Annotated in this window: 18 protein-coding genes and 1 pseudogene; 11 read left to right on the plus strand and 8 right to left on the minus strand. The window is 71.7% G+C overall.

Going from position 1 to position 24782, the window contains the following annotated elements; all coding sequences use genetic code 11:
- Positions 1-132: 132 nt before the first annotated feature.
- Together ACF09J_RS19760 and ACF09J_RS19765 are read right to left on the minus strand one after the other, a co-directional pair.
- Entirely contained in the window at positions 133-1194 is a 1062-nt protein-coding gene (locus tag ACF09J_RS19760; protein ID WP_392306716.1) for a PP2C family protein-serine/threonine phosphatase, read from the minus strand.
- A gap of 307 nt (positions 1195-1501) precedes the next feature.
- Entirely contained in the window at positions 1502-2509 is a 1008-nt protein-coding gene (locus ACF09J_RS19765) for a LacI family DNA-binding transcriptional regulator (protein ID WP_392306717.1), read from the minus strand.
- 158 nt (positions 2510-2667) lie between these two features.
- Between ACF09J_RS19765 and ACF09J_RS19770 the strand changes: the two genes are divergently transcribed.
- On the plus strand, positions 2668-3822 hold the full coding sequence (locus ACF09J_RS19770; protein WP_392306718.1) for a Gfo/Idh/MocA family protein: 1155 nt from the start codon (positions 2668-2670) through the stop codon (positions 3820-3822).
- A gap of 11 nt (positions 3823-3833) precedes the next feature.
- Here the strand turns inward: ACF09J_RS19770 and ACF09J_RS19775 are convergent.
- Positions 3834-4121 (minus strand): annotated as a pseudogene (locus tag ACF09J_RS19775) (GNAT family N-acetyltransferase); the annotation flags it as partial.
- A gap of 167 nt (positions 4122-4288) precedes the next feature.
- On the opposite strand from ACF09J_RS19775, the gene ACF09J_RS19780 reads away from it, so the two are divergent.
- The 5 genes from ACF09J_RS19780 to ACF09J_RS19800 all read left to right on the plus strand — a co-directional run bounded on the left by ACF09J_RS19780 (position 4289) and on the right by ACF09J_RS19800 (position 8709).
- Positions 4289-5095 (plus strand): thioesterase family protein, encoded by an 807-nt coding sequence (locus ACF09J_RS19780; RefSeq protein ID WP_392306719.1) that lies wholly within the window; start codon positions 4289-4291, stop codon positions 5093-5095.
- A gap of 120 nt (positions 5096-5215) precedes the next feature.
- On the plus strand, positions 5216-6241 hold the full coding sequence (locus tag ACF09J_RS19785; protein WP_392306720.1) for an alcohol dehydrogenase: 1026 nt from the start codon (positions 5216-5218) through the stop codon (positions 6239-6241).
- A 139-nt stretch (positions 6242-6380) separates the two neighbouring features.
- Positions 6381-6875 (plus strand): lamin tail domain-containing protein, encoded by a 495-nt coding sequence (locus ACF09J_RS19790; RefSeq protein WP_392306721.1) that lies wholly within the window; start codon positions 6381-6383, stop codon positions 6873-6875.
- Positions 6876-6910: 35 nt separating this feature from the next.
- Entirely contained in the window at positions 6911-7414 is a 504-nt protein-coding gene (locus tag ACF09J_RS19795; RefSeq protein WP_392306722.1) for a hypothetical protein, read from the plus strand.
- A gap of 278 nt (positions 7415-7692) precedes the next feature.
- Positions 7693-8709, plus strand: coding sequence for a DUF4331 family protein (locus tag ACF09J_RS19800; RefSeq protein ID WP_392306723.1), 1017 nt, complete (start codon positions 7693-7695; stop codon positions 8707-8709).
- Positions 8710-8748: 39 nt separating this feature from the next.
- Here the strand turns inward: ACF09J_RS19800 and ACF09J_RS19805 are convergent, their stop codons facing one another.
- Positions 8749-9693, minus strand: a complete 945-nt coding sequence (locus ACF09J_RS19805) for an MIP/aquaporin family protein (RefSeq protein WP_392306724.1) — start codon at positions 9691-9693, stop codon at positions 8749-8751.
- Positions 9694-10126: 433 nt separating this feature from the next.
- Here ACF09J_RS19805 and ACF09J_RS19810 point away from each other — a divergent pair, with 433 nt between their 5' ends.
- Genes ACF09J_RS19810 through sbnA form a run of 5 tightly spaced genes read left to right on the plus strand, consistent with a single transcriptional unit; the run spans position 10127 to position 19169 of the window.
- Positions 10127-12652, plus strand: a complete 2526-nt coding sequence (locus ACF09J_RS19810) for a Pls/PosA family non-ribosomal peptide synthetase (protein ID WP_392306725.1) — start codon at positions 10127-10129, stop codon at positions 12650-12652.
- A gap of 14 nt (positions 12653-12666) precedes the next feature.
- Entirely contained in the window at positions 12667-15942 is a 3276-nt protein-coding gene (locus ACF09J_RS19815) for an amino acid adenylation domain-containing protein (RefSeq protein ID WP_392306726.1), read from the plus strand.
- 56 nt (positions 15943-15998) lie between these two features.
- Positions 15999-17003, plus strand: a complete 1005-nt coding sequence (locus ACF09J_RS19820; RefSeq protein ID WP_392306727.1) for a TauD/TfdA family dioxygenase — start codon at positions 15999-16001, stop codon at positions 17001-17003.
- Positions 17000-18079 (plus strand): 2,3-diaminopropionate biosynthesis protein SbnB, encoded by a 1080-nt coding sequence (sbnB, locus tag ACF09J_RS19825; RefSeq protein WP_392306728.1) that lies wholly within the window; start codon positions 17000-17002, stop codon positions 18077-18079. The genes ACF09J_RS19820 and sbnB overlap by 4 nt, the downstream gene beginning before the upstream one ends.
- 37 nt (positions 18080-18116) lie before the next feature.
- Complete coding sequence (sbnA, locus tag ACF09J_RS19830) at positions 18117-19169, plus strand: 2,3-diaminopropionate biosynthesis protein SbnA (RefSeq protein WP_392306729.1); 1053 nt, start codon at positions 18117-18119, stop codon at positions 19167-19169.
- 74 nt (positions 19170-19243) lie between these two features.
- On the opposite strand, the gene ACF09J_RS19835 is transcribed toward sbnA, so the two are convergent.
- The 4 genes from ACF09J_RS19835 to ACF09J_RS19850 form a co-directional block, all read right to left on the minus strand.
- On the minus strand, positions 19244-20983 hold the full coding sequence (locus ACF09J_RS19835; RefSeq protein WP_392306730.1) for an MFS transporter: 1740 nt from the start codon (positions 20981-20983) through the stop codon (positions 19244-19246).
- A gap of 52 nt (positions 20984-21035) precedes the next feature.
- On the minus strand, positions 21036-21494 hold the full coding sequence (locus ACF09J_RS19840; protein WP_392306731.1) for a MarR family winged helix-turn-helix transcriptional regulator: 459 nt from the start codon (positions 21492-21494) through the stop codon (positions 21036-21038).
- 170 nt (positions 21495-21664) lie between these two features.
- Positions 21665-23896, minus strand: coding sequence for a catalase/peroxidase HPI (katG, locus tag ACF09J_RS19845; RefSeq protein ID WP_392306732.1), 2232 nt, complete (start codon positions 23894-23896; stop codon positions 21665-21667).
- Positions 23897-23928: 32 nt separating this feature from the next.
- On the minus strand, positions 23929-24366 hold the full coding sequence (locus ACF09J_RS19850; protein WP_392306733.1) for a Fur family transcriptional regulator: 438 nt from the start codon (positions 24364-24366) through the stop codon (positions 23929-23931).
- Positions 24367-24782 lie beyond the last annotated feature (416 nt).

A 24782-nucleotide genomic window follows, 5' to 3' on the forward strand; every position in this document is an offset into this window, starting at 1 on the left:
CTGACCGGCCGGGCACGGGCTCTGCTCGCGTACCCGAACGCACACGGCGCAATCACGAGGCGCCGGGAGATTCCCCGTCGCCGCCCCGGTGACGGCTGTGACTGGTGGGCGGCGGGGTGGCGCCGGTGTCGGTCACGACCGGCCGCGGCGGATCGCGACGGCCGCGGCGTCGTCGCCCAGGCGGCCGTGGGTGTGGGCGAGGAGGTCGTCGTGGAGCCGGGTCAGCACCAGGTCCGGCGGTTCGGCGGCCCAGGCGCCGGCCCGTTCGCCGAGGGGGTAGAAGTCGCCCCGCGGGTCACGGGCCTCCAGGACGCCGTCGGTGTGCAGGAGCAGTGTGTCGCCGGGCGGGAAGGGGAACGAGGCGACCTCGTAGTCCACGACGCCGGACAGCTCGCCCAGGCCCAGCGGTGGTGCCACGGCCCGCGCGCTCAGCGGCTCGGCCGCCTCCCTGCCGATGAGCAGCGGGGAGGGGTGGCCGCAGTTCAGGAGGTGCAGCACGGGCTCGCTGTCGGGGATGTCGACGAGCAGGGCGGTGGCGAAGGACTCGTCGGTGTCGAGCATCTGCGCGTTCTGCCACTGCCGGAACTCCCAGCGCATGGCGCCGTCCAGGTGCACGGCCAGGCGCGGCAGCGAGGGCCGGCGGTGCGCGGCCGCGCGGAAGGCGCCGAGCAGCAGCGCGGCATGGCTGATCGCGGGCAGTCCCTTGCCCCGCACGTCGGCGATGAGCAGCCGGGTGCTGTGCCCGGTGCGGGCGGCGGCGTAGAGGTCCCCGCCCATGGTGGCCTCGTCCTGGGCGGCGAGGTACAGGCAGGCGATCCGCAGGGGGCCGCTGCGCTCGGGCAGCGGCGGGAATAGCACGTCCTGGACGGCCCGTGCCACGACCCTGCTCTGCGTCAGCTGGTGCTCGCGCCGGTCCCGGAACAGGCAGAACAGCACGATCAGACAGGAGACGATGACCAGCGACGCGACCTCGGCCTGGAGGTTCTGGGTGCCCAGCGTGCCCTGGACGCCCCCGATGGAGAGTTCGGTCCCGACGGCCAGCGCACCGATCAGCGCGGTGAGCCAGGGCCCGGAGAACGCGGCGGTGAACGCGGGAGCCGCGACCAGCAGCGGGCCGAGGTGCACGTCCGGCGGGGTCAGGGCGTCCACGACGCCCACCACAGCGATCAGTACCAGGGGGATGAGGACCAGCACCCGTCCCGATGGTGAACGCCGTAGGTCCATGAGCGACACACGCCATGTTCTCACCCCTGGCCCGGCCGGGCGAGGGCGCCGGTGTCCGGCGAGCGGCCGGTCTCCCGGCGCACCACGGTGGGCCCTCCGCGACGCGCGACGCACGGAGGACCCCGGGGGCTCACTTCCGAACCCCGGGTCCGGGTAACCCGCGGGCGGCGGCCGATTCGGGATCCGGGGTGACCGGCGAGCGCCGCGAAGGATGCTCGTCCGGACAGGGGCGTTCCGGAAGGTGCTCGTCCGGCCAGGGGGTTGCGGGAGGTGCTCGTCAGCCGGTCGCGGCCGGCGGTGCGGTCGTGCCGCGCACCTCCAGGACCGGGCTGGTCAGGCAGACGGTGCGGGGCAGGTCCGGGTCGTCGATGCGGTCGAGCAGCCGCTGGGCCGCGCGCCGGCCGACGTCGTGGCCGGCGTTGTCCACGGTGGTCAGCCACAGGTGGCGCAGGCGCGACAGATAGGTGTTGTCGTAGCCGGCCAGGGAGAGGTCCCCGGGGACCCGGAGGCCGCTCTCCTCGGCGGCGGACAGCGCGCCGACGCAGGCCATGTCGTTGACCGCGAACACGGCGGTGGGCCGCGGGGCGCGGCTGAGCAGCCGTACGGTGGCCCGGTAGCCGCCCTCCTCGGTGAGGTCGCCCTGCTCGACGACCGCCGTGCCGGCGAGCCCGTGTGCGCGCATGGCGGCCTCGAAGCCGCGGCGGCGCAGTTCGCCGACCGCGCCCCGGCCCGCGATGTGGGCGATGTGCCGGTGGCCGAGGGAGACGAGGTGCTCGGTGGCCAGCCGGGCGCCCTGTTCGTCGTCGCCCGCGACGACGTCCACCCCCGGCAGTTCGGGCTCGTGGGTGCCCGCGACGACGGTGGGCACCCGGCCGGCCGCGACACGCAGCGCGCGGGGATCCCGCAGGGTGCCGACGGCGACCAGGCCGTCGACACGGAGTTCGGCGAAGGTGCGGGTGAGGTCCTCCCCCAGGCGCCGGTTGAGATGGCCGTCGGCGAGCAGCATGTGCAGACCTGAGTCGTACAGGCGGGAGTTCAGACCGTCGAGGAGTTCCACGAACCAGGGGTTGCGCATGTCGTTCAGCAGCACGCCGACGGTGCGGGTGCGGCGCTCGCTGAGGCTGCGGGCGGCGGCGTTGGGCCGGTAGCCGAGTTCCTCGACCGCGGCGAGGACGGCCTGCCGCTTCTCGGGGCGCACGCTGCCGGAGCCGCGCAGCACCAGGGAGACCAGGGACTTGGACACACCGGCGCGCGCGGCGACGTCACGGATGGTGGGCGGTCGCACGGTGTGGACCGTTCCATGAGGGCGGGGTCCTTGTAAAGAGGCCGGGAGGCGGGCGTGGGAGGCGCTCGCAGGAAGCTTCACGGGTGGCTTGACACCTGGCGGGAGGCGGCCCCATCGTGAGCCACCAGGTTTTGGATCGGTCCAAACGAGGGGCTTTCATGGTGCCTACGCTCGGCGTCGCCGTCGTCGGATTCGGCTGGATGGGACGGGTGCACACCCAGGCGTACGCCCGCGTGCCCCACCACTTCCCCGGGCTCGCGGTGCGTCCGCACCTGGTTGCCGTCGCCGACGAGGTGCCCGGCCGGGCCGAGGAGGCGGCCGAGCGGTACGGCTTCGACTCCGCCACCCGCGACTGGCGGGAGATCGCCGCCGACCCCCGGGTGGAGGCGGTCAGCATCACCGCCCCGAACTTCCTGCACCGGGAGATCGGTCTCGCCATGGCCGAGGCGGGCAAGCACATCTGGATCGAGAAGCCGGTGGGTCTGGGTGCCGACGACGCCCGCGCGGTCGCCGGCGCCGCCGCACGGGCCGGTGTGCGGGGCACGGTCGGCTTCAACTACCGCAACGCGCCCGCCGTCGACGCCGCCCGCGAGATGATCGCGGCCGGTGAGATCGGCACGGTCACCCATGTCCGCATCCGGCTGTTCAGCGACTACGCGGCTCACCCGGAGGGCGCCCTGACCTGGCGCTACGAGCGTGAACGCGGCGGCAGCGGGGTGCTGGGCGACCTGGCCTCGCACGGGGTCGACCTGGCCCGCCATCTGCTGGGCGAGATCGAGTCGCTGTCCGCGGACACCGCCGTGTTCGTGCCCGAACGGGCCCGCCCCACCGGCGCCACCTCGGGACACACCCGGGCGGCGGGCGGCGAGCTCGGTCCGGTGGAGAACGACGACTACGTGAACTGCCTGCTGCGTTTCGCCTCCGGCGCGCGCGGTGTCCTGGAGGCCTGCCGGGTCTCGGTGGGCGAGCAGAACAACTACGGCTTCGAGATCCACGGCACCCGGGGCGCGCTCTGGTGGGACTTCCGGCGCATGGGCGAACTCGGTGTCAGCCGCGGCACCGCCTACCAGGACCAGCCCGTCAGCACGGTCCACGTGGGCCCGGGCCACGGCGAGTACGCGGCCTTCCAGCCGGGTGCGGCCAACGCCATGGGCTACGACGACCTCAAGGTCGTCGAGGCGTACCACTTCCTGCGCTCGGTCACGGAGGGCAAGCCCCACGGCGCCACCCTCGACGACGCCGTGGCCGCCGCGGTGGCCCTGGACGCGATGGCCCGCTCCGCCGGGGAGCGCGGCTGGGTGAGCCTCGGCTGACCCGTCCCGCCTCACCCCGGCGTCAGGTCCGTGCGCGGGGTGATCGCCCAGTGGTTGGTGCGCAGCACCCGGCCGGCGAACTCCACCTCGCGCTCGCCGACGAACCGGAAGCCGAGAGAGCGGCAGATGCCGTTCGAGGGCGCGTTGGTGGTAGCCGGGAAGGCGTGCACCTCTCCCCAGCGGTCCTCGTCCCGTGCCCGTTCCAGCAGCGCGCGGGCCGCACGGCCGCCGAGTCCGCGCCCCTGGTACCGCGGCAGCACCATCCAGCCGATCTCCGGGATCGGGCCGTCGTCGCCGTCGGCGCCGTCGTCGAGGGTGACGTCACGCAAGAGCACGGGGCCTCCTGACGGAAGGTGGGTGTAGATGGCAAGTATGGGCTGGGCCATGATGGGGCTGCCCGGCCGATCCGGCGCGAGAAACCCGCACCTGTTCGGCTTCCCGTGAACAGCCCGAGGAGAAGTACGCGTTGAACACCGGCGCCCCGGTTCCCGGCAGCTACTACGAACGCATCGACGAGCACCGCTTCAAGCCCACCGAGCATGCCGGTGGCGCCTGGGACGTGCGCGAGCAGCACTTCGGCCCGCTGGGCGGGCTGGTCGTCCACGCGGTCGAGGACCATCTGGCCGCGCGTGGGGGCAGCGCCCTGATACCGGCCCGGATCAGCTATGACATCCTCGGGGCGCCGGCCCTGGACGAGTGCGAGATCGAGGTGGAGACCCTCCGTCCCGGCCGCACCATCGAGCTTCTGGAAGCCGTCGTGCGCATCGCCGGGCGCCCGGTGGTCCGGGCCAGGGTCTGGCTGCTGTCGGCCCAGGACACCGCGGCCGTCGCCGGGGGCGCCGGGGACCGGCTCGCCCCGCCCGACGGGCTTGCGCCCTGGGCGATGAGCGAGCTGTGGCCGGGCGGCTTCATCGCGTCCCTGGACATCCGTCCGCTCGCCCCGCCGAGTCCGGGCCGCACCACCGCCTGGATCTCCACCCCGCTCAGCCTGGTCGCGGGCGAGCCCAGCAGCCCGCTCGCCTCCTACCTGGCCCTCGTCGACACGTCGAACGGCATCGCCGTACGCGAGTCGCCGACCGCGTGGATGTTCCCCAACGTCGACCTGACCGTGCACCTGCACCGCCGCCCGGAGGGTCCCTGGACCGGTCTGGACACCACCGTGGCCTTCGGCCCGACCGGCGTGGGCCTGACCAGCACGGTCCTGCACGATCTGCACGGTCCGGTCGGGCACGCGCAGCAGATCCTGACCGTGCGCCCCATGCCGGGCGGCTGACCGCGGCCGGGGCCCGCGCGGTCGCGGGCCCGCCGTCCCTCCCGTACGGCGCGCGCGAACGGCACGGAGCTGATGTGCTGGTTGCGGGGGTCCGTCGTACCCGCTTCCCGGGAGAGACAGATGAGTACCTACAAAGTCGCGCAGGCGACCGCCGCCGGCGGTCCGTTCGAGATCGTCGAGCGTGAGGTGGCGGAGCCGGGCCCGGGTCAGGTCGCGATCGCCGTGGAGGCGTGCGGGGTCTGCCACAGCGACAGCTTCTTCGTGAACGCCGCGCTGCCCGGGATCACTTTCCCGGTGGTGCCCGGGCACGAGATCGGCGGGCGGATCGCACAGCTCGGCGAGGGGACGCGGGACCAGGGCTGGCAGGTGGGCGACCGGGTGGCGGTGGGCTGGTTCGGCGGCAGCTGCCACCACTGCACCCCGTGCCGGCAGGGCGACTTCATCGTGTGCCCGGATCTGAAGGTGCCGGGCTGGTCCTACGACGGCGGCTTCGCCGAGCGGGTGATCGCGCCGGTCGACGCCCTGGCCCGCATTCCCGAGGCGCTGGCGGCGAGCGACGCCGGGCCGATGGCGTGCGCGGGCGTGACCACGTTCGACGGACTGCGGCGCAGCTCCGCGCAGCCGGGCGATCTGGTGGCCGTGCTCGGCATCGGAGGCCTGGGTCACCTGGGGGTGCAGTACGCGGTGGCCATGGGCTTCGAGACGGTGGCGATCGCCCGCGGGGCCGACAAGGCCGACTTCGCCAAGCGGCTCGGCGCGCACCACTACGTGGACAGTACGACGGACACCCCGGTCGGCGAGGCGCTCCAGTCGCTGGGCGGCGCCAAGGTCGTCCTGGCCACGGCCGGCAGCTCCGAGGCGATCGCGGCGACCGTCGACGGCCTGTCGCACCGCGGCGAGCTGGTGGTCATCGGGGCGACGCCCGAACCGCTCGGGATCAGCCCGCTCCAGCTGATCACCAGTGGCCGTCTCATCCGCGGCCACCCGTCGGGCACCGCGCAGGCCGTGCAGGACACCATGGCGTTCAGCGCGCTGCACGGGATCCGCCCGATGACCGAGGTCGTGCCCCTGGACCAGGCCGGCCAGGCGTACGAGAAGATGCTCTCCGGCTCCGCCCGGTTCCGCATGGTGCTCACGACCGCGTGAGGCACGCCTGATCGCGAGAGCGGCTCGCGTGTCGAGGAGACACGGTCGCCTTCACACTCTCCACACCTCCCCGTTACCCCTTTCTCACCTCCTGTGTATGCTCCTGAGGCTCCATTGGCTCCACTGAGGGGGGAACCTCATGCGCATACGCTCCGTACTGGCCGTGGCCGCCGCGGCCGGTACCGTCGCTGTCGTCGGCGCCGCTCCGGCGCAGGCCGCCGAATACTCGTCCGCGCTCAAGGTGAAGGGCGTCCAGTACGACGCGCCCGGGCGCGACTCCAACAACTGCCGTACCGGCAACACCAAGAACGAATACCTGACGATCAAGAACTACTCGCGCACCGCGAAGGTCAACCTCAAGGGTTACGTGGTCAAGGACGCCTCCGGCAACCGGTTCACGTTCCGCGCGAACCACTACCTCGAGCCCGGCGACTACGTGAAGCTGCGCGGCGGCAAGGGCACGGACTCCGACGCCAAGAACGTCGTCTACCGCCAGAACTGCAACTTCCTCTGGAACAACGACAAGGACACCATCTACCTGCTCAAGCCCTCCGGTGCCCGGGCCGACGTCCACTCCTACACCAAGGCCCGCGACGACCGCGACGGCGACGGCTACATCCGCTACCACGGCTGAGCCCGCCCGTCCGCGTACCGGCCCCAGGGGGGACCATGAACCAGCACCACCGGCCGCGACGACCGGGCGGCAGATCCGGCGTCCGTCTGTCGCACCGGCGGGCACTCGCGCGGGCGGCGAGCGTCGCCCTGCTCGCCGTCGGAGCCTTCGGCTGCGGCCAGTCCGGCGGCGAGGCCGCGAAGCCGCAGCCCACCGTGACCGTCACGGCCACGGCCACCGTCACGGCGACCGCGACCGAGACCGTCACACCCGCGCCCACCGCGACGGTCACCGCCACCGAGACCGAGACCGTCAGGACGCCCGGTCCGACGGTCACCGTCACCAAAACGGCCGCTGTCGCCGGAAGCGGCACCACCCGCAGCGGCGGCGGGGGCGGCAGCGCCTCCGGCACGTGCTCGATCCGCTCCAACGCGGGCAACTGCTACCAGGCGGGGCAGTACTGCCGCAACAGCGACCACGGAGCCAGCACCACCACCGCGAACGGCACGCGCATCACGTGCTCGTACCGTTCCAACGCCTGGCGCTGGACCTACTCCTGAGCGGGTGTCGGTAACCAGGCGCACCCGTCCGGCGACGGCAGCGGCCATGTGTCGTTCTCCTCGGCCGGGCGGGTGCGTCCTGTCTCACCGGGAGACGAACGCCCCCGCCTGCCGGTGATCCATTCGAGCGTTGTTTGACGGCCGTGGCTTCACCTTCGGTGGCCGGACCGCTGTGGCGGCTAGCGTGGACGCACCGCACAGGTGTGGGTGTACTCACGCGCCCCGAGAACGACCGGTCGAGCGTTCCAGCGGACGGACGAGCAAGGGAAGGGCCCGACATGTCCAACCACTTCACCGGCCTCAGCCTCGGCGCACCGCTCGACGACCAGCGTCTCGATCTGTGCGACCTCTATGCCTTCGGGGCACCCGGCGATCCGAGCAGGACCGTTCTCATCCTCAACGCCAATCCCAACGCCGACGCCATGCACCCCGACGCCGTGTACCGCCTGAACATCGACAACGACGGCGACTACCTGACCGACCGCGCCTTCAGCTGGGTCTTCAGCCCGCCGGCCTCCGACGGCTCGCAGACCTACAGCGTCTTCATGGCAACCGGTGCGGAGTCCCGCAAGCCCGAGGCGGTCGGCACCAAGATCGTTTCGGAAGCCGCCGTCTCCTTCGGACCGCAGGCCAACGTGGTCAGCAGCGGCGACTACCAGGTGGCCGCCGGCAGCCGCAGCGATGCCTTCTTCTTCGACTTCGACGGAATCAAGAACCTGTTCGACACCAGCGGCAACCGGAATTTCACCGCGCCGCACCTGGGCGGAAAGTCCCCGTGGACCGGCGTCGACTCCAACAGCACGGCCAACGTCTTCTCCATGGCCGTCGAACTGCCGACAGCGGAGCTGGCCCCCGAGCCCGAACTGCGCGTCTGGGGCCGGTGCAGCGTCCTGCGCGACGGCGAACTCGTCCACGCGGACCGGGCCGGGCACCCGTCGATGAGCAGCTTCTTCAACACCGACGACACGAAGGAGGAGTACAACGCCGGCGAGCCGGTCGACGACCGGGCCAGGTGGACGGACCAGTTCGTCCACCTGCTCGGCCACACCGGCGGCTACTCGCGCGAGGAGGCGATCACCGCGCTCGACGAGCACGGCCTCCTGCCGGACGTACTGCACTTCGACCCGTCCAAGCCGGCCGCGTACCCGAATGGCCGGACATTCACGGAAGACGTCATCGACATCCGCGTCGCGTTCCTCACCAGGAACGAGGCGCCGCCCACCGGTCTGACGCCGCACACCGACACCCTGGACCGGTTCCCGTACCTCGGCGACCCGCACCCGGCGACCACCTGAGCGTCGGTGACCGGGCGCCCTGTGCGGCGACAGCAGCGGCTATGTGTCGTTCTCCTCGGTCGGGCGGGTGCGTCCGGGCTCCGGCAGCTCGCCCTTCTGGGCGCGCACGTGCAGCACGTCGCCGATGAACAGGTCGTAGACGAGGACACCGACGACCCCTCCGATCAGCGGTCCGACGATCGGGATCCACCAGTAGTGACTGAACGACCCCGCCAGACTGCCGGGTAGAGCCAGGTCTCCCCATCCCGCGAAGAACGTGAACAGGCGCGGCCCGAAGTCACGGGCCGGGTTGATGGCGTACCCGGCGTTCGCTCCGAAGGAGATGCCGATGGCGGCCACCACGAAGCCGATGATCAGCGGTCCGAGGTTGGCCTTCACGGCCATGTTGCGCAGGTCGATCACCGCCGCGATCAGCATGACCAGGAAGGCGGTGCCGACGATCTGGTCCACGAGCGGCCCCCAGTAACCGCCGTGGAAGTAGGGCGCGGGGAAGGTACCGAAGATCGAGAACGTGGCGAGGGTGTGCCCATGCGTCTTCGGTGCCTTCGACACGCTGTCGAAGGTGTTGATCGCATCGTGGTAGACGGCGTACACCAGCGCCGCGCCGACGAAGGCGCCCGCCAGTTGCGAGATCCAGTACGGAACCACCTTCGCCCAGGGGAACTTGCGGCGCACCGCGAACGCCAGCGTCACCGCGGGGTTGATGTGCGCCCCGCTGACGCCGCCGGCCACGTACACGCCGAAGGCCACCGCGAAGGCCCAGCCCCAGCCGATCACCAGCCAGTCGGCGGCGCCGACGAAGAACGTCGTGGGCCCCGACGTACGGCCCGAACCGGGCAGCGCCGCGACCGTCATGGCCACCGAGCCGCATCCGAAAGCGATGAGTACGAAGGTCCCCAGGAACTCTGCCATGCATTCGCCCCCGAGCCCTCCACGGTTCCTGAGCCGTGACGGTCTCAGCAGGGGCGGGATTTCCACGGCCATATCGGCCCCCTCAACGAACGGTCCGGCAACGGCCGGCACAGCCCTGCACAGGGCGGCCTCGCGGCACCGCCCACCCGGGCGGCCCCGCCTCACTGCCAGTCTGCGCGCCGGTGCGGACCGAGGCCACTCGGCCCGGTGCGGGACACCGGCCGCTGCTTCCCGGCAGGCGGCCCGAGACGGCGGGCCGCGTGCCCTCTCCCCCTGGAGAGTGAACCCCCATACGGGTGAGATTGCTCATCCCGGCGGTGCGAAGAACCGAGGAATAGCGGCTCACCGAACGCTCCGGCCGCCTCTGCGCCGCCGGATCCGAGTGGCACCCCCGCGGCGGCCGAACAAGACTGATCCATGGTTTCGTGATCAGGCGAAAACGCACGGTCCCGGAGACCGGGCACCGCTGGCCGATGGTTTTCGACCTTTCCTTCAGGGAGCTCGCATGGTGGAGAAGTCTGCCGACATCTTGATGCCCGGGCCGGACGAACCCGTGATCGCCGGGCATACGGGCACCATCCCGGCCGCGGATACCGAAAGGGAACTCGCCGGGATTCTGGCGGACGTCGTACACGCCGAACACGTCCCGCCCGACAGTCATTTCTTCGACGACCTGGGGGCCAACTCCCTGGTCATGGCGCAGTTCTGCGCACGGGTCAGAAAAAGATCCGACCTGCCGTCGGTGTCCATGAAGGACATCTACCGCAACCCCACGGTCCGCGGCCTGGCGGAAGCTCTCGCGGTCGCCTCTCCGACCCCCGTCGACGCACCGTCGGCGGCGGCCCCGGCGGCACCGGCGGGCGGGACGCCGGCACCGGTCGGCACGGCACCGAGCACGGCGCGCTACGTGCTGTGCGGAGCGGCCCAATTGCTCATTTTCCTCGGGTATTCGTTCGTCGTCGGAATGGTCACCGCGCAGGCGTACGAGTGGGTCGCCTCGGCATCGGGACTCCTCGACATCTATCTCCGTTCCCTGTTGTTCGGGACCGGCGGATTCATCCTCCTGTGCCTCTTCCCGATCGCGGCGAAGTGGGTTCTCGTCGGCCGCTGGAAGCCGGGGGAATTCCCGGTGTGGAGTGCGGCCTATCTCCGCTTCTGGATCGTCAAGGTGCTCCTGCACGCGAATCCGATGATTCTCTTCATCGGAAATCCGGTGTACGTGATGTACCTGCGGGCCCTGGGCGCGCGGATCGGCAAGGACGTCACGATCCTCTCCCACTCCGTGCCGGTCTGCACCGACCTGCTCACCATCGGAGCGGGCACGGTGATCCGCAAGGACACGTTCTTCCTCTGCTACCGCGCGCACGCCGGGCACATCCAGACCGGCCGGATCGACCTCGGCCGGGACGTCTTCGTCGGCGAGAAGTCGGTGCTCGACATCGACACCTCGATGGGCGACGGCGCACAGCTCGGCCACTCCTCCGCCCTGTACCGGGGCCAGCACGTGCCGGCCGGTGAACGCCGGCACGGCTCCCCGGCGCAGCCCACGTCGTTCGACCACATCCGGGTCGAACCGGCCCGGTGCGGCACCCTGCGGCGGGCGGCGTTCGGACTGACCTCCCTGCTCCAGCTCTTCCTGCTGTACCTGCCGCTCGCCGTCGGCGGCGTCTACATACTGTTCTCGCAGGTCCCGGCGCTGCGCACCCGCCTGGACGCGGGGACGAACCTGTCCACGATGCCGGAGTTCCTCACCGACACCCTCACCGTGTCCGCCGTGCTGTTCTTCGGCGGGCTCGTCGTGGGCCTGGGCGTGCTGTTCACGGTGCCCCGGCTGCTGAGCCTGGCCGTCAGGCCCGACCGGGTCTATCCGCTCTACGGCTTCCACTACGCGCTGCACCGCACGGTGGCCGGCCTGACGAACATCAAGTTCTTCCCCTGGCTCTTCGGTGACAGCTCCTACATCGTCCCCTACCTGCGCCGGCTCGGATACGACCTCTCCCGGGTGGAGCAGACCGGCTCGAACTTCGGCACCGAGGTGCAGCACGAGACGCCGTTCCTGGTGTCGGTGGGCAGCGGCACGATGGTGGCCGACGGGCTCTCCGTCATCAACGCCGAGTACTCCAGCACGTCCTTCAAGGTGAGCCGGGCGTCGATCGGCGCGCACAACTTCCTCGGCAACAACATCGCGTATCCGGCGGGGGCCAGGACGGGCGACAACTGCCTGCTGGCGACGAAGGTGATGGTCCCCCTCGACGGCGAACTGCGCGAAGGTGTCGGGCTGCTCGGCTCACCGTGCTTCGAGATCCCCCGCTCGGTGGAGCGCGACACCCGCTTCGACCACCTCAGGACGGGCGACGCCCTGCACCGCAGCCTCGCCGCGAAGAACCGCTACAACCTCCGCTCCATGGCGCTCTTCCTGCTGCTGCGCTGGGTGCTCGCCGCGATGCTCACGGGACTCGGTCTGGCCTGCGTCGACCTGTACGCCACGCTGGGCCACGTGGTGATCGCCGGCTATCTGGCCCTCACCCTCACCCTCACGGCCGGCTACTTCATCCTCGTCGAGCGGGCCATCGCCGCCTTCCGCGCCCTGCGTCCGCGCCTGTGCTCCATCTACGACCCGTACTTCTGGTGGCACGAGCGGCTGTGGAAGGTGCCGGACGAATGGCTCGAGGTGTTCAACGGGACCCCGTTCAAAACCCTCGTCTGGCGCCTGATGGGCGTGCGCATCGGCCGCAGGGTCTTCGACGACGGCTGCTACATCACGGAGCGGACGCTCACCGTCATCGGTGACGACTGCACGCTGAACGCGGGCAGCAAGATCCAGTGCCACTCGCAGGAGGACGGCACCTTCAAGTCGGACCACACCACGCTGGGCTCCGACTGCACGCTCGGGATCGGCGCACACGTGCACTACGGCGTGACGCTGGGCGACGGGGCCGTACTGGCACCCGATTCCTTCCTCATGAAAGGCGAGGAAGTCCCCGCGAAGACGGAATGGGGCGGAAACCCCGCCGCGCCGACGGCGAAGTGAGGAAGGGCCAGTCGATGGGAGCGCTCGTGGCAGCGGACAGGGAGTTCTGGAGCGAGGTGCTGACCGCCGGTGGCTTCACCGCCGTTCCGCGGTGGGCGGCCGAGCCGGTGGCCGGTGAGGCCGAGCACGAGCAGATCGTGCCGGCCGGGACGGCGCGGGCGGTGCGCGCCCTGGCGGCGGAGCTGGAGGTGCCGCCCGGCGCGGTCCTGCTGGCCGCGCACGCCAAGGTGCTGGCGGTGCTGTCCGGTGAGCCGGACGTGGTGACGGGCCATGTCCCAGGCCCGGACGCCGGCCCGCTGCCCTGCCGGCTGGCCGTCGCGCCGGCGTCCTGGCGCCGGCTGGTGCTCGACGCCCACCGCGTCACGGCGGACCTGCTCGCGCGCCGGGACTTCCCCGTGGACGAGCTGCGCCGGGAGCTGGGGCTCCCGGGACCGTCGTTCGAGGCAGTCTTCGACCCGGCGGACACCGGGATCGACACCGGCGCCCTGCCCGCCGAGGCGGTGCTTCGGGTGGCGTTCGGGGAGCCGGACGGGCTGCTGACGGCACGGCTGCGGTACCGCACGGACGTGCTGGACGCCGGCGCCGCGGCCCGGATCTGCGGCTACCACCTGACCGCGCTGCGCCTGATGACCGCCGACGTGGACGCCGAGCACACCCGGCAGAGCCTGGTGTCGCCCGAGGAGAGGCGCGACCAGCTGGAGGGGCTGGCCGGGCCCCACCGGGAGCTGCCGTCCGCGCGGGCTCACGAGCTCTTCGAGGAGCGGGTACGGGCCCACCCCGAGGCAGTGGCCGCGGTGCACGGCGAGCGCTCGTGGACGTACGGGGAGCTGAACGCGCGGGCCAACCGGCTGGCCCGGGCCCTGCTGGCGCGCGGTCTGCGCCGGGAGGACGTGGTGGCCGTGGTCACCGAGCGCAATCTCGACTGGCTGGCGGCCGTCCTGGCGGTCTTGAAGGCCGGCGGCGCCTACCTGCCGATCGAGCCGCACTTCCCGGCCGGGCGGATCGAGGCGACGCTCGCCCGGGCCGGCTGCCGGCTGGTACTGACCGAGCCGGGCAGCACCGGCACCCTGGACGAGGCGCTGGCCGCGCTGCCGGCGGGGACCGAGAAGCTGCTGATCGAGACGGCGTACGCGGAGCGGCACGCCGACGACGACCTCCAAGTGGAGGTCTCTCCCCACCAGTTGGCGTACATCTACTTCACCTCCGGCTCCACCGGTGAGCCCAAGGGCGCGATGTGCGAGCACGCGGGCATGCTCAACCACCTGTACGCCAAGATCGACGATCTGGGGATCGGTCCCGGGCGGGTGGTGGCGCAGACGGCTCCGCAGTGCTTCGACATCTCGCTGTGGCAGTTGCTGGCCGCGCTGCTGGTGGGCGGGCGGACCCTGCTGGTGGAGCAGGAAGCCGTGGTGGACGTGGAGCGGTTCGTCGACACGCTCGTACGCGGCCGGGTCGCCGTGGCGCAGGTCGTGCCCTCCTATCTGGAGGTGGTGGCCTCGTACCTGGAGCGGCACCCCCGCGAACTGCCCGACCTGGCCTGTGTGTCGGTGACCGGCGAGGCGCTGAAGCGGGAGCTCGTCCAGCGCTGGTTCGCCCTCCAGCCGGGCATCAAGCTGGTCAACGCCTATGGGTTGACCGAGACTTCGGACGACACCAACCACGAGGTCATGGACGCGGTGCCGGAACGGGTGCTGCTGGGACGGCCGGTCAACAACGTGCGCGTCTACGTCGTCGACGAGAACCTCTCGCCGGTGCCGCTCGGCGCGCCCGGGCTGATCGCCTTCTCCGGTGTGTGCGTGGGCCGCGGATACGTCAACGATCCCGAACGGACCCGTGAGTGCTACCGAGAGGACCCGCACCGGCCGGGCGAGCGACTGTATCTGGCGGGCGACTGGGGCCGCTGGCACCCCGGCGGGAAGCTCGAGTTCCTCGGCCGCCGGGACAGCCAGGTCAAGATCCGCGGGTTCCGCATCGAGATCGGCGAGATCGAGAACACCCTGCTGCGCGTTCCCGGGGTGCGGGACGGCGCGGTGGTCGTCGCCGAACTCGCGGGCCGCAGCACGCACCTGATCGCCTTCCACACCGGCCGGCGGCTCCAGCCGGAGGAGTTGCGCCAGGCGCTCGGTGCCGCGCTGCCCGCGTACATGGTCCCGTCTGCCTTCCACTGGCAGGACGCGCTGCCGCTGACGGGCAATGGCAAGATCGACCGCAAGGCGCTGACCGCGCTGGCCGAACGCAGTGCGCCGGCGACGGAACAGGCCGGTTCCGGGGAGTCCGAGGACGCCCCGCGCACGCCGACCGAGCGGCGGCTCGCGGCCGCGTGGGCGGAACTGCTGGGCCTGCCCGGGCAGGCGATCGGCCGGCGGGACCACTTCTTCGACCTCGGCGGCACCTCCCTGTCGGCGGTGAAGCTCACCATCGCCCTGAACCGCGAGGTGTCCCTCAAGGACATCACCCGGCATCCGGTGCTCGCCGAACTCGCCGCGTGCCTCGACGGCACGGCCCGGCAGCGGCCGGGGCTGCTCCAGCCGCTGTCGGCGGACGAGGCCTCCCGCGCGTGCGCGCTGGTGTGCTTCCCCCACGCGGGCGGCAACGCGGTCAACTTCCAGCCGCTGGCGGGCGCGCTGGCCGGAAGCGGCGTCGCCGTCCTCGCGGTGGACCTGCCCGGCCACGACCTGGCCGCCGGCGAGGAGCCGTTCGCGCCGCTGGACCAGGTGGTGGAGCGGGTCGCCGCGGAGATCGCCGGGCGCGGCCTGAAACAGGTCATGTTGTGGGGCCACTCCTCCGGCACCGCGCCCGCCCTGCTGACCGCCCAGAGGCTCGCCGCGCTCGGGGTCGAGGTGACACGGGTGTTCCTCGGCGCCCAGTTGCTCGGGACGGCGGCCGAACGACGCGCCGCCGCAACCGAGTTGACCGAGCGCGGTGACGCCGAGATCGCCGCCCGGCTCGGTGCGGACGGCGGTTACCTGGAACTCGGCGAGCTGAACGCGGAGCACGCCGAACGCGTCGGGGCCGCCTACCGGCACGACTGCGTGGCGGCGCACCGCTGCTTCGCCGACGCCCTGGACAGCCCACCCGCGGTGCGACTGGCCGCGCCGGTCACCGTGGTCGTCGCCGACGACGACCCGAGCACCGTGGGCTTCCGGGACCACTGGCGGGACTGGGAGCTGCTGGCCGAACAGGTGGACCTGCGGGAACTCACCGACGGCGGCCACTACTTCCCCCGCACCCGCCCGGCCGCGGCGGCGGCGGCCGTACTGGACGCCGCGGGGCTGCTGGCCTCCTCCTGAACACCGCTGAGGCCGCCTCTGTGAGCCTCGCTGGTGACGAACGAAAGGAAACCGAGATGTCGTTCTCATCCCCGGCTTCGGTGCTGGAGGTGGAGCTGCGCCCGGGCAGACCGCCCGTCCTGCGCGTCGACACCCCTGCGGACGCGACCGGATGGGCGGCCGAGCACCGCGAAGAACTGCGGGCGCTGGTCGCCGAGCACGGAGCACTGTTCGTGCGCGGCCTGGGGCTGCGGGAGGCGGAGCGGATATCCGCCGTCTTCACGGAACTGGCCGGCCCCCTGATGCCGGAGCGGGAGGCGTTCGCCCCCCGCGAGTCCTACGGCCCCGGTCTGTACTCCTCGACCGCCTGGCCCGCCAACCAGCCCATGTGCATGCACCACGAGCTGAGTTACGCGCTCAAGGTGCCCGGGCTGATGCTGTTCGCGTGCCCGACCGCGCCCGCCGAGGGCGGGGCGACCGCGGTGGCCGACGCGGAGGCCGTGCTGAACGCGCTGCCCACCGGGCTGACCGAGCGCTTCGAGCGGGAGGGCTGGCTGCTCACCCGCAGCTACAACGACGAGATCGGGGCGTCCCTGGAGGAGTCCTTCGGCACCGACGACCGCGAGACCGTCGAGAACTACTGCCGCGCCCACGCCATCGAGTTCGCCTGGCAGCCCGACGGCGGACTGCGCACCCGGCAGCGGCGCTGCGCCGTGGTGCGGCACCCGGTCACCGGCCGGCGCTGCTGGTTCAACCAGATCGCCTTCCTCAACGAGTGGACGCTGGCCCCCGAGGTGCGCGAGTACCTGGTGGACGAGTACGGCGCGGACGGACTGCCGTTCAACACCTGCTTCGGCGACGGCGCACCGATCGGCGAGGAGGTGATCGAGCTGCTCAACGAGACCTACGAGGCGCACACCCGGCGCGAGCCCTGGCAGTCCGGCGACCTGCTGCTGGTCGACAACATACGCACCGCGCACAGCAGAGAGGCCTTCACCGGTGACCGGCAGGTGCTCGTCGCCATGGCCCAGCCCCAGCGCCTGGCCGAGTACGGCCCGACCGCGAAGGGAAGCCGGCGATGACCTCCGTGACCTCCCCCGCCACCGGCCGGACCGCCTCCCGGCAGGCCCCGGCGCCCACCTTCGCCGTGATCTCCGGCGCCCAGGTGCGGCAGGCGCTCGAAGGGCGCCAGAAGCAGCTCACCGAGCTGGTCGAGGCGACGTACCGGCTGCACGGCTCCGGCAGCACGGTGAACCCGCCGTCGTACTTCCTGCGCTTCCCCGACCGCCCCACGTCGCGGATCATCGCGCTGCCGGCCTCCGTCGGCGGTCCGGCGGGCGTGGACGGACTGAAGTGGATCTCCAGCTTCCCGGACAACGTCGGCGCCGGACTGCCCCGGGCCTCGGCGGTCCTCGTCCTCAACGACCACGACACCGGCTACCCCATCGCCTGTCTGGAGAGCTCCATCATCAGCGCCACCAGGACCGCCGCGTCCGCGGCGCTGGCCGCCGACTGGCTCACCCGCAACCGCCCGCGCCCCACCCGGGTCGGCTTCTTCGGCACCGGTCTGATCGCGCGCTACATCCACACCTTCCTGACGGGCACCGGCTTCGGCTTCGACAGTGTCGGCGTGTACGACGTGTCCGCCGACAGCGCGGCCGGGTTCTGCGGCTATCTGCGCCAATCCGGCTCCGCCGGGAACGCCCCGGAGGTCACTGTCCACGAGAGCGCCGAGGACCTGATCCGCTCCAGCGACCTGCTGGTCTTCGCGACGATCGCCGGCGAGCCGCACGTCACCGACCCGGCCTGGTTCACCCACCACCCGGTCGTCCTGCACGTGTCGCTGCGCGACCTCGCCCCGCAGGTGCTGCTCTCCGCGGCCAACTTCGTCGACGACGTCGAGCACTGCCTGAAGGCCGACACCTCGCCGCACCTGACCGAGCAGCTCACCGGCGGCCGGGACTTCCTGAACGGCACCCTCGACGACGTCATGACCGGGCGGGTCGACCCGCCCACCGACCGGCCGGTGATCTTCTCGCCGTTCGGTCTGGGGGTTCTCGACCTCGCCGTCGGCAAGTACGTCTACGACGAGGTGGCCCGCGCCGGAAACCTGCACGTCATCGACGACTTCTTCCATGAGCTGCGCCGGTACGGCTGAACGTTCCTTCCCTCGGCTCAGGAATCAGGAGGCCAGCGTGCCCGTCATATCAGCCCCCCATGCCTTCAACGAAGGCCAACTCTATGTTGATCTCCGGTCGATATTCGGGCGCTCGCTCTACCTGAAGTGCGAGGGCTTCAACTTCGCCGGCTCGATCAAGATGAAGGCCGCGACAGAGATGGTCGAGGCCGCGGAGCGGGACGGCCTCCTGACCCCCCGCTCGACCCTCATCGAGTCCTCGTCGGGCAACCTCGGTGTGGCGCTCAGCATGATCGCCGCCAGCAAGGGCTACCGGTTCCTCTGCGTGACGGACTCCCGCTGCAACCTGTCCGCCCGGCTGCTGATGGAGGCACTGGGCAGTGAGGTGCACGTCATCGCCGACCTGGACGCCAACGGCGGGTTCCTCGGCGCGCGGATCGACTACGTCCGCGCGCTGTGCGCCTCCGACGAGCGCTACGTCTGGCTCAGCCAGTACACCAACCCGAACAACTGGGGGGCCCACTACCGCAGGACCGGGCCGGAGATCGCCCGTCAGTTCCCGCGGCTCGACGTGCTGTTCGTCGGCGCGGGCACCACGGGCACGCTGATGGGCTGCGCCCGCTTCTTCCGCGAGTGGCACCGGCCGGTGCGGATCGTCGCGGTGGACACCGTCGGCTCGGTCGCCTTCGGCGGTCAGCCGGGCCGGCGGATGATCCCCGGACTGGGGATGAGCATGCGTCCGCCGCTGCTCGACGAGTCCTTCGTCGACGAGGTGATCCGGGTCGAGGAGGCCGACACCATCCGTGCCTGCCACCGGCTGGCCCGGCGCGGCTTCCTCTTCGGCGGCTCCACCGGGACGGTGGTCAGCGGCGCGATGGAGTGGCTGTCGCGCAACGACGCCCGCGACCTGACCGCCGTGGCCATCGCCCCCGACCTCGGGGAGCGCTACCTGGACACCATCTACCAGACCTCCTGGCTCGAGGACCTGTACGGCGACCTGCTCCTGCGCGACCGTCGCGGCCAGGAGGAGCCCGACCCGGAGGAGGTCACCGCGGGGTCCCTGGCCGTCGACCCGCGCTCGCGCGCGCAGGGCGGCCCCCGCGAGCGGTGACGCCCGCCGCACGCGCACGGGGACCGCGGGGCGGACGGCCGCCCCGCGGTCCCCGTGCGGGTGCGCTCCGCCGGTCAGCCCGCCGCGCCGCGCAGTTCGGACAGCGTGGCCGCGGTCAGCGGCCGGGGCTCGCTGCCGGGGTCGACCAGGACCACCGTGCAGGTGGCGGCGTGGGTCAGGGCCGCGGTGAAACTGCCGTCGGCGAACTGGGCCAGCGGGCCGCGCGGCGAGCGGCCCACGGCGACGGCACGCGCGCCCACCTCGCCGGCGTGCCGGGCCAGGGCGCGGCCGGCCGCCGCGTGGTCCCCGACGCTGCCGAGGATCTGGCCCCGCGCGACGACGCCGTGGGCGGCGAGGCGGTCGAGGTGCGCGGTGACGGTGGCGCGGGCCTGCTCGAAGTCCTCGGCGTCGGCCGCCTGTTCCTCGACGACGGCGGTCTGCTGGACGTGCACGACCTCCAGGGGGCTGCCGGAGTCCCGGGCGAGCCGTGCCGCGGCGTCGACGATCACGCCGGCCCCCTCGTGGGCGCCGACGGCGACGACCACGGGCGGCGTGCCGGCGGACGGCGCGGGGCCGACGGGCGTGAACGTCGGTGCGACCTCCTCGGCTTCGCCGGTGCGTGTCTCGGCCTGCCGCAGCAGCCGGTGACCGCAGGCCAGCACCGGGATGGCGAGGAGGAAGGTGGCGGCGCCGAGGTAGAACGGGACGCTCAGGTCGGTGGCGTCGGCGAGCTTGCCGGCGACGTAGGGGGCCAGGCCGCCGCCGATGAACCGCAGGAAGCCGTACGCGGAGGAGGCGACGGGCCGCTCGACCGGGGAGACGAGCATGACGGCCTGGGTGGTCAGGGTGTTGTTGATGCCGATGAACGCGCCGCTGACGACGACCGCCACGATGACGACGGTCGGCGTGGCGACGCCGACGGCTATGACGGCCATCACGATGCTCAGGCCGATCAGGTTGGCGTAGAGCACGGGGGCGGTGCCGTAGCGGGCCTGGAGGCGCGGGGCGAAGAAGACGCTGAAGGCGGCCACGAGCAGGCCCCAGCCGGTGAAGACCAGCCCGAGTTGGTGGGCGTCCAGTTCCATCGGGTACGGGGCGTAGCCGAGCATGGTGAAGAAGCCCCAGTTGTAGAGCAGGGCCATGATGCCCATGGTCAGCAGGCCGCGGTGGCGCAGTGCCTTGAGGGGGGCGAGGGGCGAGGTGCGGCGTGCGGGCTTCGGCAGGTTCGGCACGAAGGCCAGGGTGGCCACGAGGGCGATGGCCATGAGGACGGCGACGCCGAAGAAGGGGCCGCGCCAGCTGATGGAGCCCAGTTCGCCGCCGAGCAGCGGGCCCACGGCGATGCCGAGGCCGAGCGCGGTCTCGTAGAGGATGATCGCGCCGCCGAAGCCGCCGCTGGCGGAGGCGACGATGACGGCCAGCGAGGTGGCGATGAACAGGGCGTTGCCCAGTCCCCAGCCGGCGCGGAAGCCGACGATGCCGTCGATGGAGCCCGACGTGCCGGCCAGGGCGGAGAAGACGACGATGACGGCGAGACCGGTGACGAGGGTGCGCTTGGCCCCGAAGCGGCTGGAGAACCAGCCGACGATCAGCATCGCGACCGCGGTGACGATCAGATAGCTGCTGAACAGCAGGGAGACCTGGCTGGGCGTGGCGTGCAGGTTCTGGGCCAGGGCGGGCAGGATCGGGTCGACCAGGCCGATGCCCATGAACGAGATGACGCAGGCGAACGCGACGGCCCAGACAGCCTTGGGTTGTTTGAAAGGACTGGCGGCCTTTCCGTGGCCGGCGTCCTTTGCGTGCGGTGCACTCATGTGCGCCTCTCCTGTGAGGTGGGCTGACGTGGTCGGTGACGGCATGGGCGGGTCAGGAGCGCGCCTGGCGGTCCTCGATGGCACGGGCCAGGGCGGGCAGCGCGACCCGCACCGCGCGCTGCTCGGCCTCGGGCAGCTCCTCGACGAGCTGCTGGAGGGCCCGGGCGCGTTCCGAGCGGCGTTGCCTGAAGACCTCGAGACCGGCGTCGGTGGCCTCCACGAGGACGCCCCGGCCGTCGCTGTGGTCCGCGGTGCGCCGGACCAGCCCCGCCCGCTCGAGGCGGGTCACGAGCTGGGTCATGTTGGGCTGGGACACGCTCTCGGCCCGCGCCAGCTCGGTCAGCCGGTACGGCCCCTCGCGGCCCAGCCGCGACAGCACCGAGGAGGCGGCCGTGCTCAGTCCGCCGGCGGTGGCGCTGCGGCGCACGTACCGGACCATCTGCTCGACGGCGATCATCAGGTCCTCGGGCGACGCCTCGGGGCCCGCTGGGTCCATAACCCACTTATGCATAAGTGCATTATGCGCTTACGTGTAGGGCGAAACAAGATTTCGCGATCAGGGCGGGCGGGGACACGTCGAGGCCGGCCGGGACGGGCCGGCCGGCCTCGATGTCGTGATCAGCCGATGTCGGGCGTGATCAGGCGTGTTCGGTTGTCGTCAGCCGCGGTCGGAACCCGCGATCAGGCGAGGTCGAACCGGTCGAGGTTCATGACCTTGACCCAGGCCGCGACGAAGTCCCCGACGAACTGCTCCTTCGCGTCGTCGCTCGCGTAGACCTCCGCGAGCGCGCGCAGCTCGGAGTTGGACCCGAAGACCAGGTCGGCACGGCTGCCCGTCCACTTGACCTCGCCGGTGGCGGCGTCGCGGCCCTCGAAGGTGCCGGCGTCCTCGGACGCCGCCTTCCACGTCGTGCCCAGGTCGAGCAGGTTGACGAAGAAGTCGTTGGTCAGCACGCCGGGCGTCTTCGTGAGCACGCCGAGCTGCGAGCCGTTGTACGTGGCACCGAGCGCGCGCAGACCACCGACGAGGACCGTCATCTCGGGGGCGCTCAGGGTGAGCAGGTTCGCCCGGTCGAGCAGCAGGTACTCGGCCGGCAGCCGGTTGCCCTTCCCGAGGTAGTTGCGGAACCCGTCGGAGGTGGGCTCGAGCGCGGCGAAGGACTCCGCGTCGGTCTCCTCCTGCGAGGCGTCCACGCGGCCCGGGGTGAAGGGCACCTCGACGTCGAAGCCGGCCTCCTTGGCGGCCCGCTCGACGCCCGCGCCGCCGGCGAGCACGATGAGGTCGGCCAGCGAGACCCGCTTGCCGCCGCTCTGCGCGGCGTTGAAGGACTCCCGCACCTGCTCCAGGGTGCGCAGCACCGTCGCCAGCCCGTCGGGGTCGTTGACCTCCCAGCCGCTCTGCGGCTGGAGCCGGATGCGGGCGCCGTTGGCGCCGCCGCGCTTGTCGCTGCCGCGGAAGGTGGAGGCCGACGCCCAGGCAGTGGACACGAGCTGCGCCACCGACAGGCCCGAGTCGAGGACCTTGGCCTTGAGCTCGGCGGCGTCTTCGGCGTCGATCTGCTCGTGGTCCGCCTCGGGCAGCGGGTCCTGCCAGATCAGCGTCTCGGTGGGAACCTCCGGACCGAGGTAGCGCACGGCCGGGCCCATGTCGCGGTGGGTCAGCTTGAACCACGCGCGCGCGAAGGCGTCCGCGAACTCCTCCGGGTTCTCCATGAAGCGCCGCGAGATCGGCTCGTAGGCCGGGTCGACCCGCAGCGAGAGGTCCGTCGTCAGCATCGTGGGCGCGTGCCGCCTGGCCGGGTCGTGGGCGTCGGGGACGGTGTCCGCGCCCGCGCCGTCCTTCGGCCGCCACTGGTAGGCGCCGGCCGGGCTCTTGAACAGCTCCCACTCGTAGCCGAACAGGATCTGGAAGAAGCTGTTGTCCCAGGTGGTCGGCGTGTCCGTCCAGATGCCCTCGAGGCCGCTGGTGATCGCGTCGCCGCCCTTGCCGGTGCCGTAGGTGTTGCGCCAGCCCAGGCCCTGCTCCTCCATCGTGGCGCCCTCGGGGGCGGGGCCGACGTGGTCGGCGGGGCCCGCTCCGTGGGTCTTGCCGAAGGTGTGGCCGCCCGCGATCAGGGCGACCGTCTCCTCGTCGTTCATCGCCATCCGGCGGAACGTCTCACGGATGTCGCGGGCCGCGGCGATCGGGTCCGGGTTGCCGTTCGGGCCCTCGGGGTTGACGTAGATCAGGCCCATCTGGACCGCGCCGAGCGGGTTCTCCAGCTCGCGGTCGCCGGTGTAGCGCTCGTCGCCGAGCCACGTGGTCTCGGGACCCCAGTAGACGTCCTCCTCGGGCTCCCACACGTCCTCGCGGCCGCCGGCGTAGCCGAAGGTCTTGAAGCCCATCGACTCCAGGGCGACGTTGCCCGCGAGGATCATGAGGTCGGCCCAGGAGAGGTTCCGGCCGTACTTCTTCTTCACCGGCCACAGCAGGCGGCGGGCCTTGTCCAGGTTGCCGTTGTCCGGCCAGCTGTTGAGCGGCGCGAAACGCTGCTGGCCGGCGCCCGCGCCGCCCCGGCCGTCGCTGATCCGGTAGGTGCCGGCGCTGTGCCACGCCATCCGGATGATGAACGGGCCGTAGTGGCCGAAGTCCGCGGGCCACCAGTCCTGCGAGGTGGTCAGCACCTCGGCGATGTCCCGCTTGACGGCGGGCAGGTCGAGGCTCTGGAACGCCTGGGCATAGTCGAAGTCCGCGCCGAGGGGATTGGCCACCGCGGGGTTCTTGGCGAGGATCTTCAGGTTGAGACGGTCCGGCCACCACTGGCGGTTTCCGCCGCCCTGGGTGGGGTGCGCCGCACGGCCGTGCGCGACCGGGCAGCCGCCTGTGCCCTCCGTCTTGGCGTCGGTGACGATGGCATCGGGGTTCTCGGACATGGTCTTCCTTCCGGACTGGGCGGATCGCGAGCTCAGGTACTGCCGGAGGTGGAACAGGCGGGGCACAGGCCCCAGTAGATGACCTCGGCCTCGTGGATCGAGAAGCCGTGGTCCTCGGACGCGGTCAGACAGGGGGCGTCGCCGACGGCGCAGTCGACGTCGGCGACGGCACCGCACGAGCGGCACACGACGTGGTGGTGGTTGTCCCCGACGCGCCCCTCGAACCGGGCCGGGCTGCCGGCCGGTTCGATGCGGCGCACGAGCCCCGCCGCGGTGAGCGCGCGCAGCGCCTCGTAGACGGCCTGCAGGGAGACGTGACCCACGCGTTCGCGCACCCCGGAGGCGATCGCCTCGACATCGAGGTGATCACCTGCCCGTACGGTCTCGAGCAGCGCCACCCGCGCGGCAGTCACGCGCAGGCCGGCACCGCGCAGCTCACCGGCGGTGGACTCGGTCCGAGATCCGGTCATGCGCAGAACCTACGCGGTAAACACGAACGACTCAAGAAAACGAAGGGTCAAAGTCTTGCCGTGTCCCAGCGGCCGTGACCGCGACGGGGACGGAGGCGCGGAACCCGCGGTTCCGTGACATCTGTCACGTTCCATCCCGCAACTATGCGTCCGGGATAGTAGACGCCCCTCCGGCGACATATGGGATATGTCCGTCTTCGTGCGGGGGCGTGTCCCGACGGACCCGCCGACGCGCCGCTCCCCCGTCGCCGCCGCTCGTCCCGCGCTTCCGAGGGGCTCCTGACGGTGTGCCAGGAATACGGAGGCCGACGGGGCCGGGGGCAGCACGCCCGCGTTCGCTTTCGCAAGGGTCTCCCGAAGCTACGAGGTGACGTAGTACCGGGCGCCCTTTGCACCCTTTGCGGAGCCGTCCCAAG

The sequence above is a fragment of the Streptomyces sp. NPDC014889 genome (genome assembly GCF_043081205.1).
Lineage (GTDB): Bacteria > Actinomycetota > Actinomycetes > Streptomycetales > Streptomycetaceae > Streptomyces.

Excerpts from the sequence above, each read along its gene's own strand:
- ACF09J_RS19790 (WP_392306721.1), top strand. The coding sequence starts at position 6,381 with ATGCGCATACGCTCCGTACTGGCCGTGGCCGCCGCGGCCGGTACCGTC.
- ACF09J_RS19820 (WP_392306727.1), top strand. The coding sequence starts at position 15,999 with ATGTCGTTCTCATCCCCGGCTTCGGTGCTGGAGGTGGAGCTGCGCCCG.
- ACF09J_RS19835 (WP_392306730.1), bottom strand. The coding sequence starts at position 20,983 with ATGAGTGCACCGCACGCAAAGGACGCCGGCCACGGAAAGGCCGCCAGT.
- ACF09J_RS19850 (WP_392306733.1), bottom strand. The coding sequence starts at position 24,366 with ATGACCGGATCTCGGACCGAGTCCACCGCCGGTGAGCTGCGCGGTGCC.
- ACF09J_RS19810 (WP_392306725.1), top strand. The coding sequence starts at position 10,127 with ATGGTGGAGAAGTCTGCCGACATCTTGATGCCCGGGCCGGACGAACCC.
- ACF09J_RS19795 (WP_392306722.1), top strand. The coding sequence starts at position 6,911 with ATGAACCAGCACCACCGGCCGCGACGACCGGGCGGCAGATCCGGCGTC.
- ACF09J_RS19770 (WP_392306718.1), top strand. The coding sequence starts at position 2,668 with ATGGTGCCTACGCTCGGCGTCGCCGTCGTCGGATTCGGCTGGATGGGA.
- ACF09J_RS19785 (WP_392306720.1), top strand. The coding sequence starts at position 5,216 with ATGAGTACCTACAAAGTCGCGCAGGCGACCGCCGCCGGCGGTCCGTTC.
- sbnB (WP_392306728.1), top strand. The coding sequence starts at position 17,000 with ATGACCTCCGTGACCTCCCCCGCCACCGGCCGGACCGCCTCCCGGCAG.
- ACF09J_RS19815 (WP_392306726.1), top strand. The coding sequence starts at position 12,667 with ATGGGAGCGCTCGTGGCAGCGGACAGGGAGTTCTGGAGCGAGGTGCTG.
- katG (WP_392306732.1), bottom strand. The coding sequence starts at position 23,896 with ATGTCCGAGAACCCCGATGCCATCGTCACCGACGCCAAGACGGAGGGC.
- ACF09J_RS19840 (WP_392306731.1), bottom strand. The coding sequence starts at position 21,494 with ATGCATAAGTGGGTTATGGACCCAGCGGGCCCCGAGGCGTCGCCCGAG.
- ACF09J_RS19800 (WP_392306723.1), top strand. The coding sequence starts at position 7,693 with ATGTCCAACCACTTCACCGGCCTCAGCCTCGGCGCACCGCTCGACGAC.
- ACF09J_RS19805 (WP_392306724.1), bottom strand. The coding sequence starts at position 9,693 with ATGGCCGTGGAAATCCCGCCCCTGCTGAGACCGTCACGGCTCAGGAAC.